At 47.6% G+C, this 16,521-nt stretch carries 13 protein-coding genes and 2 tRNA genes; 3 read left to right on the forward strand and 12 right to left on the reverse strand.

Going from position 1 to position 16,521, the window contains the following annotated elements; all coding sequences use genetic code 11:
* Positions 1–150 precede the first annotated feature (150 nt).
* The 12 genes from ESB13_RS10990 to ESB13_RS11045 all read right to left on the reverse strand — a co-directional run bounded on the left by ESB13_RS10990 (position 151) and on the right by ESB13_RS11045 (position 12,635).
* Positions 151–236, reverse strand: a tRNA-Leu gene (locus tag ESB13_RS10990).
* Positions 237–449: 213 nt separating this feature from the next.
* Positions 450–2,843, reverse strand: a complete 2,394-nt coding sequence (locus ESB13_RS10995; RefSeq protein WP_129003026.1) for a glycoside hydrolase family 2 TIM barrel-domain containing protein — start codon at positions 2,841–2,843, stop codon at positions 450–452.
* A 264-nt stretch (positions 2,844–3,107) separates the two neighbouring features.
* Entirely contained in the window at positions 3,108–3,902 is a 795-nt protein-coding gene (locus ESB13_RS11000; RefSeq protein WP_129003027.1) for a DUF3473 domain-containing protein, read from the reverse strand.
* A gap of 11 nt (positions 3,903–3,913) precedes the next feature.
* On the reverse strand, positions 3,914–4,912 hold the full coding sequence (locus ESB13_RS11005) for a glycosyltransferase family 2 protein (RefSeq protein ID WP_129003028.1): 999 nt from the start codon (positions 4,910–4,912) through the stop codon (positions 3,914–3,916).
* Positions 4,913–5,580: 668 nt separating this feature from the next.
* Positions 5,581–5,653 (reverse strand) — tRNA-Gly (locus ESB13_RS11010).
* A 145-nt stretch (positions 5,654–5,798) separates the two neighbouring features.
* The gene (locus ESB13_RS11015) at positions 5,799–6,002 is read right to left on the reverse strand and encodes a hypothetical protein (RefSeq protein ID WP_129003029.1); all 204 of its coding nucleotides are present in this window, start codon (positions 6,000–6,002) and stop codon (positions 5,799–5,801) included.
* A gap of 50 nt (positions 6,003–6,052) precedes the next feature.
* Complete coding sequence (locus ESB13_RS11020; protein ID WP_129003030.1) at positions 6,053–7,078, reverse strand: glycosyltransferase family 2 protein; 1,026 nt, start codon at positions 7,076–7,078, stop codon at positions 6,053–6,055.
* A gap of 72 nt (positions 7,079–7,150) precedes the next feature.
* The gene (locus ESB13_RS11025; RefSeq protein ID WP_129003031.1) at positions 7,151–8,776 is read right to left on the reverse strand and encodes an ABC-F family ATP-binding cassette domain-containing protein; all 1,626 of its coding nucleotides are present in this window, start codon (positions 8,774–8,776) and stop codon (positions 7,151–7,153) included.
* 72 nt (positions 8,777–8,848) lie between these two features.
* Positions 8,849–9,346, reverse strand: a complete 498-nt coding sequence (locus tag ESB13_RS11030; RefSeq protein WP_129003032.1) for a lipocalin family protein — start codon at positions 9,344–9,346, stop codon at positions 8,849–8,851.
* Between the two features lie 124 nt (positions 9,347–9,470).
* Entirely contained in the window at positions 9,471–10,481 is a 1,011-nt protein-coding gene (gene tsaD, locus ESB13_RS11035; RefSeq protein WP_181955292.1) for a tRNA (adenosine(37)-N6)-threonylcarbamoyltransferase complex transferase subunit TsaD, read from the reverse strand.
* A gap of 90 nt (positions 10,482–10,571) precedes the next feature.
* Positions 10,572–11,312 (reverse strand): MlaE family ABC transporter permease, encoded by a 741-nt coding sequence (locus ESB13_RS11040; RefSeq protein ID WP_129003033.1) that lies wholly within the window; start codon positions 11,310–11,312, stop codon positions 10,572–10,574.
* Positions 11,313–11,378: 66 nt separating this feature from the next.
* Positions 11,379–12,635, reverse strand: coding sequence for an ABC transporter permease (locus ESB13_RS11045; RefSeq protein WP_246022492.1), 1,257 nt, complete (start codon positions 12,633–12,635; stop codon positions 11,379–11,381).
* 190 nt (positions 12,636–12,825) lie between these two features.
* Between ESB13_RS11045 and ESB13_RS11050 the strand changes: the two genes are divergently transcribed.
* From ESB13_RS11050 to ESB13_RS11060, 3 genes are all read left to right on the forward strand, one after another.
* On the forward strand, positions 12,826–13,506 hold the full coding sequence (locus tag ESB13_RS11050; RefSeq protein WP_129003034.1) for a succinate dehydrogenase cytochrome b subunit: 681 nt from the start codon (positions 12,826–12,828) through the stop codon (positions 13,504–13,506).
* 78 nt (positions 13,507–13,584) lie between these two features.
* A complete protein-coding gene (locus tag ESB13_RS11055) occupies positions 13,585–15,558 on the forward strand; it encodes a fumarate reductase/succinate dehydrogenase flavoprotein subunit (protein WP_129003035.1) in 1,974 nt (657 codons plus the stop codon).
* Positions 15,559–15,608: 50 nt separating this feature from the next.
* Positions 15,609–16,373, forward strand: coding sequence for a succinate dehydrogenase/fumarate reductase iron-sulfur subunit (locus ESB13_RS11060; RefSeq protein WP_129003036.1), 765 nt, complete (start codon positions 15,609–15,611; stop codon positions 16,371–16,373).
* Positions 16,374–16,521: the final 148 nt, after the last annotated feature.

Genomic DNA, 16,521 nt, shown 5'->3' on the forward strand with positions numbered 1-16,521 from the left:
GCCTTTCCCAAATATACATAATGCCATTACTGTATGAAAACGGGACCTTTGTTGCAGGAACATCTTTTCAAAAACCCGCCATTGCAATAGTTACTGCATATAAAATAAAAAAACGGCTATGCTTTTAAAACATAACCGCTTTTTTTCCAGTGCCTCAGGCGGGAATCGAACCCGCACTCGCATTGCTGCGAACAGGATTTTAAGTCCTGCGTGTCTACCAGTTCCACCACCAAGGCATCGACACTTTATAACCCGTTATCTGCATAAGATGCTCAAACGGGATGCAAATATAGGAGGATGCCTACGACCCTCCAAATGTTTTTTCATATTAGCCAATAAAGCACAGCCTTTATTACAGGCAAAACTCCCGGTCACCTCAGGTAACCGGGAGTTTTGTTCTGCTGTTTGTTATTTTAGAACATTACATGCTGCAACGCCATATACATAACCTATTTTGCTTCCAATACCACGCTCCCCACAGGAATACCGTCTACACGGGCATTAAGGGTTATTTTGCCGGCTTTCTTCGCTGTCTTAACGATAACCATACAACGGCCACGCCAGGCCTGCCGCTGAGGCAACTGGTAGCTTTCTATACTCTCAGGTCTTGCATTGCCCACAGCCACAATAGTACCAGGCCCTTGTAGCTCAAATTTCACCAGGTTCTCCGCCTGGGGCTGGCGAACACCATTCGCATCAACCAGGTCCACTTCAATATAACTCAGGTCCTGGCCGTCTGCCTTAAGAACGTTTCTGTCTGCAATCACCTTAAGCTTTTTCACTTCTCCGGCCGTCTTCAGCGAACTGAAGGCAACCTGCTTGCCACCTGCATAACCTTTTACACTTAACTCCCCTTTTGCATAAGGTACCTCCCAGCTAAGTTTATAATGACTTGCCGTATCGCTTGCTTTCTTGCCAAGAGAAACACCGTTCAGGAATAGCTCAGCTTCTTCACAGGAGGAATAAACAGTTATTTCCAGTGGCTTTCCTTCTGCACCAGGCCATGTCCACGAATCTAACAGGTCAGGCGCATTCCAGCGGCTCCAGACCTCAGGCTTGGGATTCGTTTGCGGAAAAGAAGGCACAGGCGGTTTTACAAATACCGATAACTGGTTTTTATTCCATACCGCATCACGGTGATACGACTGCGGACGTTTCCAGCCACAAATATCTATGTCACCTACATAAGCCAGGTTCCAGGGATAAAACCACTGCCTTTGCGGATAGCCCAGCCAGCCAATACTGGCCTCGCCAATATGATCAAAACTGGTCCATACAAAATCTCCGATCACCCAGGGATACCGGTTGATCTCACGCCAGTTCTCATACACATCAGCAACAAAAGACTCGGAACCATACATTACCCTGTTGGGAAGACGCTGATGATCGGGACCATATTTTTCATAAGCATAGTTATATCCCGCTACATCCAGCGTTGCTATAAAAGGATCCTTATTCTCTTCAATACCATTGACACCACAGGTAACCGGGCGCGTAGGCTCTATCTTCCGGATATGATCGGCCAGCATTTTTGCCACTGCCACCACTTCAGGCTTATCCCTGTTGGGAATTTCATTGCCGATGCTCCACATTACAACAGAAGGATGGTTACGATCGCGATAAACCATCGCCTCAATATCACGCTGCCACCATTCTTCAAAATATAAATGATAATCCTGCTTGTGCTTTTTATCCTTCCACATGTCAAAGGCCTCGTCTATCACCAGCATCCCCAGCCTGTCACAAGCATCCAGGAAAGCAGGTGACGGCGGATTATGACTGCAACGGATAGCATTAAAACCACTCGCCTTCAGCAAAGCCACCCTGCGCTCTTCGGCACGGTCATATGCCTTTGCTCCCAATGGGCCATTATCGTGATGCACACAACCCCCTTTCAGTTTAATGGCTTTACCATTCAACTGAAAACCATTAACGGCATCGATAACGATCTTGCGAATACCAAATACCGTTTCAGTTTTATCGGTCAGCTGTTTGTCGCGGTAAACCTCTGTAACAGCAGTATATAACGATGGATTCTCTACAGACCATAAAGCAGGCTGCTTAACAGTGATCGTTTGTGCAAACCCGGCGCTGGCGCCTGCTGCAATGGTTTGCGTAGCAGTCATCCTGCCCGCCTCTGTGCTGCCGGATGCCTGCTTGCGCATAATACGCACAACAGTTGTTACCGTTACAGGCTTGGCTGTTTCATTCTTTACAGTAACACCCGCATTCAGCTTTGCAGCCTGGGCATTGGCCTCGGCTGTGGTGATCACCGTACCCCATTGCGCCACATGCACCTCAGGCAGCACCAGCAACCATACATGACGGTAGATACCGGAACCGGAATACCAGCGGCTGTTACGCCCTTCATTCCTGACGCTTACAGCAATTACATTCTCCTTGCCAGTTATAACATAAGGCGTAAGATCATGCGTAAAGCTGGTATACCCATAAGGCTGGCATCCCAGGTGAATACCGTTGATCCATACATCGGCATTCATATACACACCATCAAACTGAATGACCACACGCTTTCCTTTAGCGCTGGCCGGCACAATAAAGTGTTTGCGATACCAACCTGTACCACCCACAGTAAAACCACCATGCACGCCTACTTCAGCAGTAGAATCAAATGGTGATTGCGTACCCGGCAGGTCTTCAATGCTCCAGTCATGCGGCACATCAAGTTTCCGCCATTGCTTGTCATTAAAGCCAGTCTGCGCTGCCCCCTCCTGCGCACCGCGATAGAACAGCCACCCCTCATCAAAGGAAACGGTTCGCGCCTGCTGCGCCTGTAAAGCGGTAAAAGCAAATAGTAAAGCAATAAATAATAACCTCTTCATATGTTGCTGCATTTTGAAACAATACATTCTTCGGCTTCCCGGCAATCGAACTATAAACCAATATGGCAGATAGCACCGGAATACAATTTTCCGCACCGTATACCACGATAGCGGTCTATCGATGGGCGAAGATCAATATACTGTCATGAGTAGCCAAACAAAACATATTTCCAGGGTTGTTATTCTCCTTTTTTAACAAAAGTGTCACATACACACTTATAGGATATAACAAGCGGTACCAAATAGAAAAAATGCTTATCGGCACTATCGTGTGGAGCTATTTATGGGAAGCGATTCCAGGTATTGCTGTGTAGTCATGAACCGGCCATGAGGAGCCAGATCCTTTGTAAGCCTGGTAAGCCTTTTCACCAGGGCGTCGCCATTATAACGCTTTATATAGGCAGGCAAACGATAGCGCTGAAGATCGGTAAATTCCCAGGGATGAAAATACAGGCACAGGTAACCATCCTTTTTCAACGTTTGAATGGCCAGTTGCCGGAACAAAGCATAAGGATAATTTTTAAATCCCAGCCAGAATAACGGCAATCGCAATACAGGCGACACTGAAGCAGGAATGCGCAACAATCCCCGCTCACCATATATCGTCCTCGGCAAATGCCGGTTATTATACCTGCCCGGTATAATAGTAGGATTTATAGAAGAATCATAACTGTATCCCGCCTTTAATACCTCGGCAACATCAACTTTCTGCATTCGCGGCATCCTGAGCCCCCTCACCTCCGTTCCGGTAATACCCTCCAGTGCAATACGGGAAGCCAGCAGATCGCTGTTACAAAAAGAAGAATGATGAAACGTGTGTGAAGCTATTTCATGCGTTGCCGCCAATGCCTTCATTTCTCCGGGAAAATGCGTAGCAAAAAACGCAGTGGTAAACAAAGTAGCCGGAACAGCAGGATTAGAAAGAAAAGGCATGATAGCATCCAACCCCTTTTTACCCGTCTCCAATTGCGCTTCCGTAGAGATCTCCTGCCCATATTCCATTGGCAGATCAAACTCCTCCACGTCAAAACTCAATAATATCGCACCTCTCCTGCTCATTGCCTCTACATTTATGCACCAACGACCATTAACTCACTAAAAGAAGAATAACTGCTCTCCTGCCCGGCAGCCTCACAACCGGCATTCGTTTCCTGTACAATAAATTGAGGCCGCTGTTTACTCTGGGTAAACAACTTGCCAAGATATACGCCAAGTATCCCAAGTATCATCAGCTGCAACCCACCAAAGAACAACACTGTCATAATAAGCGACGCCCACCCAGAAATAGCGAGGTGATGATAAAAACTATACAATACGTAAGGAATATATAACAAAGGGATCAGAGAAAAACCAAACCCCAGGTAAATAGCTATTTGCAAAGGTTTTACGCTGAACGAGGTGATCCCCTGAAGCGCAAGACGCGCTAAAGCACGTTGGCTGTATTTTGTTTCACCCGAAGCCCGGGCCGCAGGCGTATAAGGAATACCCACCTGCTGAAAACCAACCCATTTTACAAGCCCCCTGAAAAAAGGCCGCTCTTCGGGCAACTGGTTCAATGTAACCACCACCTTCTTATCCAGCAGCCTGTAATCCGATATCCCATCTTCCAGCTTCACATCAGACAACGCATTTACAAGCTTGTAAAACGCCCTTGACGTCAGTTGATTCAACTTACCTACATGCCGATTCCGGTCGGCACGGTAAGCATATACCACATCATTCCCCGACTCCCAAAGACCAAGCATCTCGGGGATCAGCTCAGGAGGATGCTGCAGATCCGCATCCATCGTAATAACCGCATCGCCGGTAGCATACCTGCAGCCCGCCAGCAACGCATTATCCTTTCCGAAATTCCGGGAAAATGAAATGAATTTAACACGTGGATTCACTGCAGCCATCCGCTTAATGACTTGCAGACTTGCATCGATACTGCCATCGTTTACAAACAGTATCTCGTGATCATATGGCGGCAGCTGCTCAAAAACTATCCTTATAGCATCCACAATCGCAGCTATATTCCCCTCCTCGTTAAAGACAGGGATTAACACACTTAGTTTCTTATTGCTCATGGGTTGACGAATGAACTAAATTTCAATCGAATATAGCAACAAACTTTATTTCGCCTATAAAAATTGGATGCTTGCCGATAAAATTACATGAATGGTAACAATTTTACGGCAGATGAAAGACGCCAGATTTTGAAATTCCACGCATAACAGCTATAAGAACTTAAAGAGATATGTCCGCCTAAAAAATTGATCCTCTAAAAATTAGACATTAAGATCTATCAGAATACCATAACACTCAACAACTTACGCTTTAGTCTGCAGCACCGGATGACATGCCGGACTTTTAATGCATATTTAAGCGCCAGCCCTCCCTTACCGCCCCCTTCACAGCCTGTATCTTACCAGGCAACAATCGCCTATCGCTAACAATCACCTGGTTAAAAAGCAATGATCAGCAACTCCTATTTCAAGCAAACAGACGCCTTAAAGACCAACAACGTTGCAAACGACTAAAAATATCATCCGCCACCCTTCCTGCCCGGAAAAGCAAATAATAAAGCGAAACAACCCTGTTTATCGGCAATGAACACACTAGCTGCAGAAGAAACAACAACTTCCTGGAAATTAGGCAGAAATTTCAGACATGAACCCGACAGAGAAAGCATCTGTCACCAACGGTGAGAAAAGAACAGAAATAAAAAAGCCCCGCAAAACTGCGAGGCTTTCAGAGCGGAAGACCGGGCTCGAACCGGCCACCCCGACCTTGGCAAGGTCGTGCTCTACCAAATGAGCTACTTCCGCATTTTAATTTATAAGAACTTCAGAATCAATCTTTTCGCTTTTCGTTATCGTTGCTTATCGATTGGGAGTGCAAAGATAGAATTCTTTTTATTATTTCAAAATTTCCGGAGCTTTTTTTTCAACTTTTTTTCAGCTCCCGGAAATTTTACTTGTACTCCGGTGTGTACTTGGTGTTACCAGGCACTTCAACATCAGGCTTACCCTTATAATGCTGTTTGTATAAACGGAAACAACCGCCTAACACAAATGCCAGAATACAACCAGCAGTAATATAGAACACAAAACGGGATGAACTCACCCTGTTGTACCTGATATCTCTTTCTTTGCTATTTTCTACTTCGTATGACATATTCTGATGTTTGCCCGGCAAAAATAAGGATGCAGATGTAATAAAACTACTTAGCGCTTAACAATTTCTGTAAATCTTGTAAGCCCCTTTATAAAATAGGCCCATACAATAGAACCTTGCCATACTCCCGACAGCTTTCGCATGGCCTTTCGATTCCCCGATGGCGCCTCCCCGTTATCGATACCAAGACTCCACCGCAACACTCCCCAATGCGCCTGCACCGTGGCTGCCGCGCTTTTAAAGTCCCCGCCTCCCATACATTTTAAAGCAAATACAATATCCATCAGTATCCGTAAAGGAACCTTCCAGCACTGCTCGGCAAACGGCAGGTTCTTCAGTAACATCACCAGGTTATTTCTGAAATTCAGATACGTCTTTCTATGCCCCCTGGGTAACGTACCGCCGCCAACATGATATACAACCGCATCAGGACAACAATAAATACGATACCCTGCCAACTGTACCCGCCAGCAAAGATCGATCTCCTCCTGGTGCGCAAAGAAATATTCATCCATACCATTCACCTCATGATACACAGCCGATTTAATGAACATGGCCGCTCCCGACGCCCAGAACACAGGCACCGTATCGGTATACAGCGCTTCATCCTTTTCCAGCACCTCAAACACACGGCCGCGCGCAAAAGGATACCCCAGACAGTCCAGCCACCCGCCAGCCGCACCGGCATATTCAAAATGCTCCCTCCGGTTATAATCAAGCAGCTTAGGCTGACAAACACCAATACGCACATCCGTTTCCATGAAAGCGACCACAGGCTCTATCCAGCCCGGCGTTACCTCCACATCGGAATTCAGCAATACATAATAATCGGAATAAACCTGCTGTAATGCCTTGTTATAACCGCCCGCAAAACCATAGTTCTCTTTATGAACGATCAGCTCTACCTGCGGATAAAACGACTTTAAAAAAATAAGGGAGTCATCTGTAGAAGCATTGTCAGCTACAACAACACGCTTATTGGCATAAGTGGAAGCCAATACTGCCGGAAGGAATTTTTCGAGAAACTTCTTTCCGTTATAGTTTAGGATGACAATGGCAACTTCTGGCAGCTTCAAACAAATAGTTTTAGTCAAATGTACGGTGCAGCTATCAAAATAACTGCACCGTAACTTCTAGACATTTATATTCTAATGATACATCTCCGCTCTCAACTCCTTCACCCTTGCATCTTCCATGTATTCATCGAAAGTCATCAGGCGGTCGATGATACCCTTGGGAGTTAACTCGATGATACGGTTAGCTACCGTTTGAACGAAAGTATGGTCATGAGAAGTAAGCAGCACTACACCGGGAAATGCATTACAACCTTCGTTGAAGCTCTGGATGCTCTCCAGGTCAAGGTGGTTGGTAGGCTGGTCAAGTACAATCAGGTTAGGACTTTGCAGCATCATACGGCTTACCATACAACGTACTTTTTCCCCACCGCTCAATACATTTGTTTTCTTGGCAATATCATCGCCGCTGAACAGCATCTTACCAAGGAAACCTCTCAGGAAAGGCTCATCGGCATCTGTAACCGTAGGTGGTACATATTGACGCAACCACTCCAGTAACGTAAGTCCCTCCTGGAAGAATTCACTGTTCTCCAAAGGCAGATAAGCCTTGGTAATAGTGGTGCCCCATTCAAACTTGCCGCCACTCGCTTCTGCATTACCATTGATGATCTCGAAAAAGCTGGTTACTGCAAGCGGGTTCTTGCTCAGGAAAGCAATTTTATCATTCTTGTTGACGCTGAAAGTAGCCTTTTCAAAAAGCACCCCGCCATCAACCGATTTACTCAGGTTCTCGATATTCAGGATCTGGTTACCCACCTCACGCTGCGGTTGGAAAATAATACCGGGATAACGACGGTTCGATGGCTCGATCTCCTCGATCGTAAGCTTTTCCAGCGCCTTCTTCCGCGAAGTCGCCTGCTTGCTTTTCGAAGCGTTCGCACTGAATCGCGCAATGAAGTCCATCAGAGCCTGACGTTTCTCTTCTGTTTTCTTATTCTTATCAGAAGCCTGACGCGCAGCCAGCTGCGATGATTCATACCAGAAGCTGTAGTTACCGGTGAACACCTTGATCTTGCTCCTGTCTACATCCGCCACATGCGTACACACCTGGTCAAGAAAGTGACGGTCGTGACTCACCACCAGCACTACATTCTCGTAGTCGGCCAGGAAGTTCTCCAGCCAGCCGATGGTTTCAATATCCAGGCCGTTGGTAGGTTCATCCAGCAGCAGGATATCAGGATTACCGAATAAAGCCTGGGCAAGCAATACCCTCACTTTCATATTCGAAGGAATATCCTTCATCAGGCTATAATGCATATCGTCCGTGATCCCCAGGCTGCCCAGCAGCGTTCCGGCATCACTTTCGGCAGTATAACCACCCATTTCACCAAATTCGGCTTCCAGCTCCCCCGCACGGATCCCATCTTCTTCAGAGAAATCCTCTTTCATGTAAATGGCATCCTTCTCATGCATGACATCCCACATCTTTTTGTGGCCCATGAGCACGGTATTCAGAACAGTGTGTTCATCGAACTCAAACTGGTTCTGCTTCAGGAACGACATCCGTTCCCCTTTGGTGATCTCAACTGTGCCCTTATTAGGCTCAATTTCACCACTTAATATCTTAAGAAAAGTTGATTTCCCTGCCCCATTCGCACCAATAACACCATAGCAGTTGCCTTTCAGGAAGTTGATATTTACTTCGTCAAACAACACCCGCTTTCCATAAGCCAGGGTAACATTTTTAACACTGATCATGCGTTGCTCCTTATTTTCAAGGCGCAAAAGTAGGACAATAAAAGTGAAAAGCCCCAGCCGCCCCGGTGATTATTAACGGCTGAAATCATATATGATATAGATGGTCCTGCCTTCAAAATTGATAGGAGAACGAAGTTGCATGCTGTTATCACCAATGCTGGTAACCTCCATACGGTAACCCGTGGTCACATTTTTAGCCTTTACATCGCCATCCAGCCTTTTAAACTGAAAATACTGCTGAGAACCATCCTTTTGCAACGACCAGTAGATCTGCCTTAACCCTGGCGCACACTCCGAACCGGAAGAATTGACAGTATAACTGCCCTGGCCATTATTAGGCAAACTCCACGAACTGCCTTGAAGACAGGAATACGCCACATCGTCAAAAACAGTAGCCTTGAATTTGGTACTCGACGAAATCCCGTCAAAACTAATATTATTGAGCGTCCAGTTCCCCGTATAAGCGCTGCGGCTCGCACCCGCATTACCTTTACTCGAAGAACAGGCCGCAAAAACAGCTACTCCTAAAATCATACAGGCAACAGTCAAAACCCTGGCATACTTATTCATACAGTTATTTTTTTCGATATAAAAGCAATTGCAGTGCCAATCCACGCCATCTACGAAAAAGTACGCTTTATATAGCCGCGCATAAGCCGCACTAAAGCCGCTTACCCGCCATCTCACCCCCTCCCTACCACTCACTCCTCGCCGAAGGACTCACCTCCATATCCGCAAACTGACCTGCCAGGTATTTATAATACGCAGTAATCGCAATCATCCCGGCATTATCGGTACAATATTGAAAAGGAGGGATAAAGGTCTTCCATCCATGTTTACGGCCCGCTTCCTGGAGCTGGGCCCGCAAACCACTGTTCGCACTCACCCCCCCTGCAATACATATCTGCCGTATCCCCGTTTGCTGTACCGCCTTTTTAACCTTCTTCAATAAGATCCTGATGATCGTATGCTGAACCGAAGCACATAGATCTACCAGGTTCTCCTTTATAAAATCGGGATGCTCTTTCGTCTGCGCCTGCAGAAAGTATAATACGGAGGTCTTGAGACCGCTGAAGGAAAAATTCAGCTCCGGGATCTGCGGCTCCGCAAACTTGAACTTCTCCGGGTTCCCCTCCTTCGCATACTTATCAACCAAAGGACCACCGGGATATGGCAATCCCAGCAGCTTCGCAGTTTTATCAAAAGCCTCGCCGGCAGCATCATCGATGGTTTCCCCTATCACCTCCAGCCTAAGCGGACTATGCGCCACCACTATCTGGGTATGCCCGCCACTTACCGTTAAACATAGAAAAGGAAATTCAGGACGCTCCTCAGGTATCAGGTTCGCCAGCACATGCGCCTGCATATGATGCACCGCTATCAACGGCTTATCCAATGCCAGCGCCATCGACTTCGCAAACTGCGCCCCTACCAGTAAACTGCCTATCAAACCCGGCGCCTGCGTAAACGCCACCGCGTCTATATCCTGCATACTGCACTTGGCCGTAGCCAATGCCGTATGCACTACAGGCACAATGTTCTGCATATGAGCACGACTTGCCAGCTCAGGCACCACACCGCCATAACGCTCGTGTACGGTCTGGCCAGCTATATGATTCGATAAGATCTCGCCGTTAATACAAACAGACGCACTGGTTTCATCACACGACGACTCGATCGCCAGGATACAAATTTGCTTTTCCACGATGCAAAAATATGGAATAGATGCAGATGGCGCATAGTACAACGCCAACAGACACAGGAACACGGTGCCACGGACAATAATAAAACGGAACTACAGCATAAGAGAAGTAACAATATAATCCGCCATCAATATAGCCACACAAGTATAAGTAACCGCCCGCGTAGCCGCCTTGCCCACCGCCAGCGAATCACCAACAACATGATACCCTACATAAGCCGATACACTGGGAATAATAAATGCAAAAACATACGACTTCACAATAGCAATAGATACCGTATTAGGCTTGAAACGATCAGTTAACCCGAATAAATAATCAGAAAAAGCAACCAGCTTCATCGATTCACCCGCAAAACCACCGGCCAGTAATCCAACAAAACAGCCTATAACGGTTAAGCAAGGCATAACCAGCACACTCGCCAGTATCTTCGGTAACACCAGGTAAGCATAAGTATTGATACCCATGACTTCCTGCGCATCTATCTGCTCGCTCATACGCATATAACCAAGCTCAGAAGCTATCCTGAAACCCACTACAGTAGCCATGACAGCAGCAATACCGGTTGGCCCCAGCTCCAGGATAACCGAATCACGCGCCACCATCCCTATCACCGACTTTGGAATTGCAGGCACCGTTAGCATATAAGCCGTTTGCATGGTTACCACCATACCCAGAAAAAAAGATACCGCTATGATGATCCAGAAAGAACGAAGCCCTATATCCACACATTGATCGATAAATGCCCGCCAGTACAACGCCATATTCTCCGGCTTACTCCAGCTCTTCCGCAACATCACGGTAAACTTGCCTAACTGCGCTAATGCTTTTCCCATACTCGCCGCCTTTTCTTATTTGCTATTCGGAGGGCAAAATTCCGTTATTTATCCGACTGTTCCATTTTATTTCGACCTTATCGCCTCTACAGGGTTCATCCGCGCCGCTATAGAAGCAGGAATGATCCCCGCAAGCACGCCCAGCACAATACAAATGGTAAACGCCAGCACCACAATGCCAGGCGCTATGGTTATCGCAAAAGGAAAGATAGCACTTGCAATTATCGTAAGCACCCATACCAGTAATAACCCGAATACACCACCCAGGATACACAGGAAAGCGCTTTCCAGGAGAAATTCTGTAAGAATGATATTGCTCTTGGCACCCACCGCTTTTTTCAAACCTATCTGGCTCGTCCGCTCCCGCACCGTTACAAACATGATATTCGCAACACCAAAAGCACCTACTATCAAACTCAAACCCGCAATAGCCCAGCCACCGATGTTAACAGTACCAAAAAAACCGCTTACCTGCTCACTGAACATATTGATATCATTCAGCGCAAAATTATCCTCCTCCTTCGGCTTTAACTTCCGGAGCTGACGCATCACACCGCGCAGCTCGTCCGATAAAGCCGTAGAAGGCACGTCAGACTTGGCCTTCACTATGATATAAGGATCGAGATAGGTCGCATTCGCATTATAACACGAAGCAAACAAACGGTAAGAATAGATCAGGCAATGGTCATAATCATACGGGCTCCCACCTAAACTCTGCCCCTGTTTGGCAATAACACCGGCAATACGCAGCTTCTTCTTATCAACAGAGATCTCTTTGCCTACCGCACGCGCAGCCTCGCCAAATAATAACTCCGCATTCTCAAAACCAATGACGATAGAAGGTGTGCCACGCAAAAATTCCGCATCCGTCATATAACGGCCATACGCAATCTCTATCTTCTGTATCTTATTGAAATCCTCCGATACCCCATAAATAGGCGTATTCGAAAGCTCATTGTCGTTATACAACACCTTCGTCGTAATAGAATTCACATAAGAAGTGTATTCCGCTAAAGTCGACTTCGCCTTTATAAAAGCCACTTCATTGTACTTCGGAACCGGGCGGTTCACAAACTTCCACCACGGGTAATTGCTGTCATTCAGATACTCCCACTTATCAATGTAAATGGAATTCGACCCAAGCGACTGTACATCGTCCTGGATCTTATTCTCCAGGCTTCCTACTGTCGCCAGTACACTAATGATGCAAAATATCCCGATAGTAATTCCAAAAAGCGACAAAAAAGTTCGCAGTTTGTTTACCTTTAGCTCCTGTAATGCCATGCGGAAGCTATTCCATAATATGCCAGGCAGTTTACGCATACCCAAATGTAAAGTATGTATGAAGTTGAAAATGCATTTTTTCGATGAGTGGCAACGACGATCGCGGAACGGAAACTAACCCTCACTTTATGGAACTATCAAAAGTTCCTGAAAAATAAATTTTTCCAAAAAACGTAAACCGGGTTTCCCCTACCTTTGCCCGGAATTTCTACACAAATTATCTCTTTTTATGACCTGGAAACAAGTATTCACTTCTTCAATAGGCCAGAAATTAACGATGGGCCTAAGCGGAATTTTCCTGATTTTATTCTTGGTGGTACACGCTGGCCTCAATGCCTGCATATGGGCAGGAGATGGCGGAGAAATGTTCAATAAAGCAGCCCACTTCATGGGAGCAACTATTGTTCCCCGCGTTCTGGAAGTTGGCTTATTTGTTTTCTTACTCTTACACATTATCCAGGGCCTCGTCCTGGAATTTAACAACAGGTCCAAAAGAAGCCAGGGCTACGCTGTTAGCTACGGCAACCGCGGCAGCAAATGGTATAGCCGCAGCATGGGCCTTCTCGGCACCATCATCCTCATGTTCCTGGTAGTTCACCTGATCCATTTCTGGATCCCCTCACGCTTCACCGGCCTCGCCGAAGCAAATTATGGCGGCGTTGAAATGCACGACCTCTACAGCCTCATGAAAGCTACCTTCGAAGAACTCTGGGTGGTCATCTTATATGTACTGGGCTGTATCTCCCTGGCATATCACCTGGCGCATGGATTCCAAAGCGCATTCCGTACCCTCGGCGTACATAATAAAAGATATGTGACATTGCTGAAAACACTCGGTTATGGCTTCTCTGTCATAGTGCCCCTGGCTTTCGCACTCATGCCTGTCACCATGTATTTGGACCTGGTGTAACAATCAAAACGCATAAGAACAATTCCCCGGATGTAAGAGCAACACCCGGATAACTTGTGAACTTATAAACAAAAAAAAATGCTAGACTCAAGAATTCCTGCCGGAAAATTAGAGGAGAAATGGACGGACTATAAGGGACACTGTAAGCTGGTTAACCCCGCTAACAAACGCAAACTAGAGATCATTGTTATAGGTACCGGCCTCGCCGGAGCCTCCGCCGCCGCCGCTTTAGGTGAGCTCGGATATAAAGTAAAAACTTTTTGTTTCCAGGATAGCCCCCGCCGTGCACACTCCATCGCTGCACAGGGCGGTATCAACGCTGCTAAAAACTACCAGAACGACGGCGACTCCGTTTTCCGTCTCTTCTACGATACCATTAAAGGAGGCGACTACCGCGCACGCGAAGCCAACGTCCACCGCCTCGCCGAAGTAAGTACCAACATCATCGACCAGTGCGTGGCACAAGGCGTTCCCTTTGCCCGCGAATACGGTGGATTGCTCAGCAACCGCTCCTTCGGTGGTACACAGGTGCAAAGAACTTTCTATGCCGCAGGCCAAACAGGCCAGCAGCTGCTCATAGGCGCCTACCAGGCCCTCGAACGCCAGATCGCTCTCGGCACCGTTACGCAATACTCCCGCCACGAAATGCTCGAACTGGTCGTTGTCGACGGTAAAGCACGCGGCATCATCGCACGCGACCTCGTAACTGGTAAACTCGAACGCCACTTCGGACACGCAGTCCTGTTATGCACCGGCGGCTATGGCAACGTATTCTACCTTAGCACCAACGCTATGGGCAGCAACGTTACCGCAGGCTGGAAAGCTCACAAAAAAGGCGCCTACTTCGCCAACCCCTGCTACACCCAGATCCACCCTACCTGTATCCCCGTTTCCGGCGACTACCAGAGCAAGCTTACGCTGATGTCCGAATCGCTGCGCAACGACGGACGTATCTGGGTGCCCAAAAAACAAAACGATACCCGCAAAGCGGCCGATATACCGGAAGACGAACGCGATTACTACCTGGAAAGAAGGTACCCCGCCTTCGGTAACCTCGTACCACGCGACGTCGCCTCCCGCGCAGCCAAAGAAAGATGCGACGCAGGCTACGGTGTAGGTACTTCCAAACAGGCCGTTTACCTCGACTTCGCCGCCGCCGTTATCCGCTACGGTAAGATCGAATGCGGTAAACTCGGTATCGACCACCCCTCCGATGAGGTCATCCGCAAACACGGCCTCGAAGTGGTAAAAGAAAAATATGGTAACCTGTTCGATATGTACGACAAGATCACAGGTGAAGACCCCTACCAAACCCCCATGCGTATCTACCCCGCCGTTCACTATACCATGGGCGGCGTATGGGTCGACTACGAACTCATGACCACCGTACCTGGCTTGTATTGCCTCGGTGAAGCCAACTTCAGCGACCACGGCGCTAACCGCCTCGGCGCTTCTGCGCTCATGCAGGGCCTCGCCGACGGGTACTTCGTGATTCCTTATACCATCGGTAACTTCCTCGCCGACGAAATCTATAACAAACCCGTATCTATCGACCACCCCGCTTTCGCCGAAGCCGAAAAAGCAGTGGCCGATCGCATCAACACCCTCATGAACATCAAAGGCAACCAAACCGTGGAAAGCCTCCACAAACGCCTCGGTAAGATCATGTGGGAAAAATGCGGTATGGGTCGTACAGCAGAAGGACTCAAAGAAGCCATCGAAGAAATTCGCCAGCTGAAAAAAGAATTCTGGAGCGATGTTAAGATCCCCGGTAAAGTAGAAGAACACAACCCCGAATTAGACAAAGCCGGCCGCGTTGCCGACTTCATCGAACTGGGCGAACTCATGTGTATCGATGCCCTCAACAGGAACGAAAGCTGCGGCGGCCACTTCAGGGAAGAATACCAGACACCCGATGGCGAAGCACTCCGCGACGACGAAAACTATATGTACGTGGCAGCATGGCAATACAAGGCAGAGCACGAATGGGAACTGCATAAAGAAACCCTGAATTACGAAGTGATCAAACCAACACAACGTAATTACAAATAATTTTATACTAAACCATTAAATCATCCCGGCGCCGGGATACGGAGGTGGCTATGGAACATTATAATATGAACCTCACTATTAAAGTGTGGAGACAACCAGATAGCGATACAAAAGGCAAATTCGAATCATATAAACTGAAAGATATTTCTTCAGAAATGTCCTTCCTCGAAATGTTCGATGTCCTCAACGAAAAACTTATATCGGAAGGAACAGATCCTGTAGCATTCGATCACGACTGTCGTGAAGGTATCTGCGGCGCCTGCTCTATGCACATCAATGGTAAACCCCACGGTCCATGGGAACTGAACACAACCTGCCAGTTGCACATGCGCGCCTTTAAAGACGGCGATACCATTACAGTAGAACCCTGGCGCGCCAATGCCTTCCCGGTGATCAAAGACCTGGTGGTAGACCGCTCATCATTCGACCGCATCATCCAGGCCGGAGGTTACATCTCCGTAAACACCGGTAATGCCGTTGATGCCAACGCCCTTCCTATCGAAAAAGACAAGGCCGATGCATCCTTCGCAGCCGCTACCTGTATTGGTTGTGGCGCCTGCGTCGCAGCTTGTAAAAATGCCTCCGCTATGCTTTTCGTAAGCGCCAAAGTATCACACCTGGCCTTACTGCCCCAGGGCGCTCCCGAAAAGAAAAGCAGGGCCCTCAACATGGTTGCCCAAATGGACAAAGAAGGATTCGGCTCCTGCACCAACACCGGCGCCTGCGAAGCCACCTGCCCTAAAGGCATTTCCCTTTCCAACATCGCCCGCCTCAACGGCGAATTCTCCCTCGCAGCCCTCGTTGCAGAGAAGTAGGAGTAGATGGCCCGCCCATCTCATAAAAAATATCACCCAAGGGTGTGTCCCAAAAGACACACCCTTTTTGTTTGCCCGTCTCACCCTCCCCATTCGCCATTCTACCAGCTGCCCCCACCATTCTTCCGCCAATTCTTTATCTTCACAA

The sequence above is a fragment of the Filimonas effusa genome, from assembly GCF_004118675.1.
GTDB classification, from domain to species: Bacteria; Bacteroidota; Bacteroidia; order Chitinophagales; family Chitinophagaceae; genus Filimonas; species Filimonas effusa.

Bases quoted from the DNA above. Each gene is read 5' to 3' on its own strand.
- ESB13_RS10995 (WP_129003026.1), bottom strand. From the start codon at position 2,843: ATGAAGAGGTTATTATTTATTGCTTTACTATTTGCTTTTACCGCTTTA.
- ESB13_RS11000 (WP_129003027.1), bottom strand. From the start codon at position 3,902: ATGAGCAGGAGAGGTGCGATATTATTGAGTTTTGACGTGGAGGAGTTT.
- ESB13_RS11005 (WP_129003028.1), bottom strand. From the start codon at position 4,912: ATGAGCAATAAGAAACTAAGTGTGTTAATCCCTGTCTTTAACGAGGAG.
- ESB13_RS11015 (WP_129003029.1), bottom strand. From the start codon at position 6,002: ATGTCATACGAAGTAGAAAATAGCAAAGAAAGAGATATCAGGTACAAC.
- ESB13_RS11025 (WP_129003031.1), bottom strand. From the start codon at position 8,776: ATGATCAGTGTTAAAAATGTTACCCTGGCTTATGGAAAGCGGGTGTTG.
- ESB13_RS11030 (WP_129003032.1), bottom strand. From the start codon at position 9,346: ATGAATAAGTATGCCAGGGTTTTGACTGTTGCCTGTATGATTTTAGGA.
- ESB13_RS11040 (WP_129003033.1), bottom strand. From the start codon at position 11,312: ATGGGAAAAGCATTAGCGCAGTTAGGCAAGTTTACCGTGATGTTGCGG.
- ESB13_RS11045 (WP_246022492.1), bottom strand. From the start codon at position 12,635: ATGCGTAAACTGCCTGGCATATTATGGAATAGCTTCCGCATGGCATTA.
- ESB13_RS11050 (WP_129003034.1), top strand. From the start codon at position 12,826: ATGACCTGGAAACAAGTATTCACTTCTTCAATAGGCCAGAAATTAACG.
- ESB13_RS11055 (WP_129003035.1), top strand. From the start codon at position 13,585: ATGCTAGACTCAAGAATTCCTGCCGGAAAATTAGAGGAGAAATGGACG.
- ESB13_RS11060 (WP_129003036.1), top strand. From the start codon at position 15,609: ATGGAACATTATAATATGAACCTCACTATTAAAGTGTGGAGACAACCA.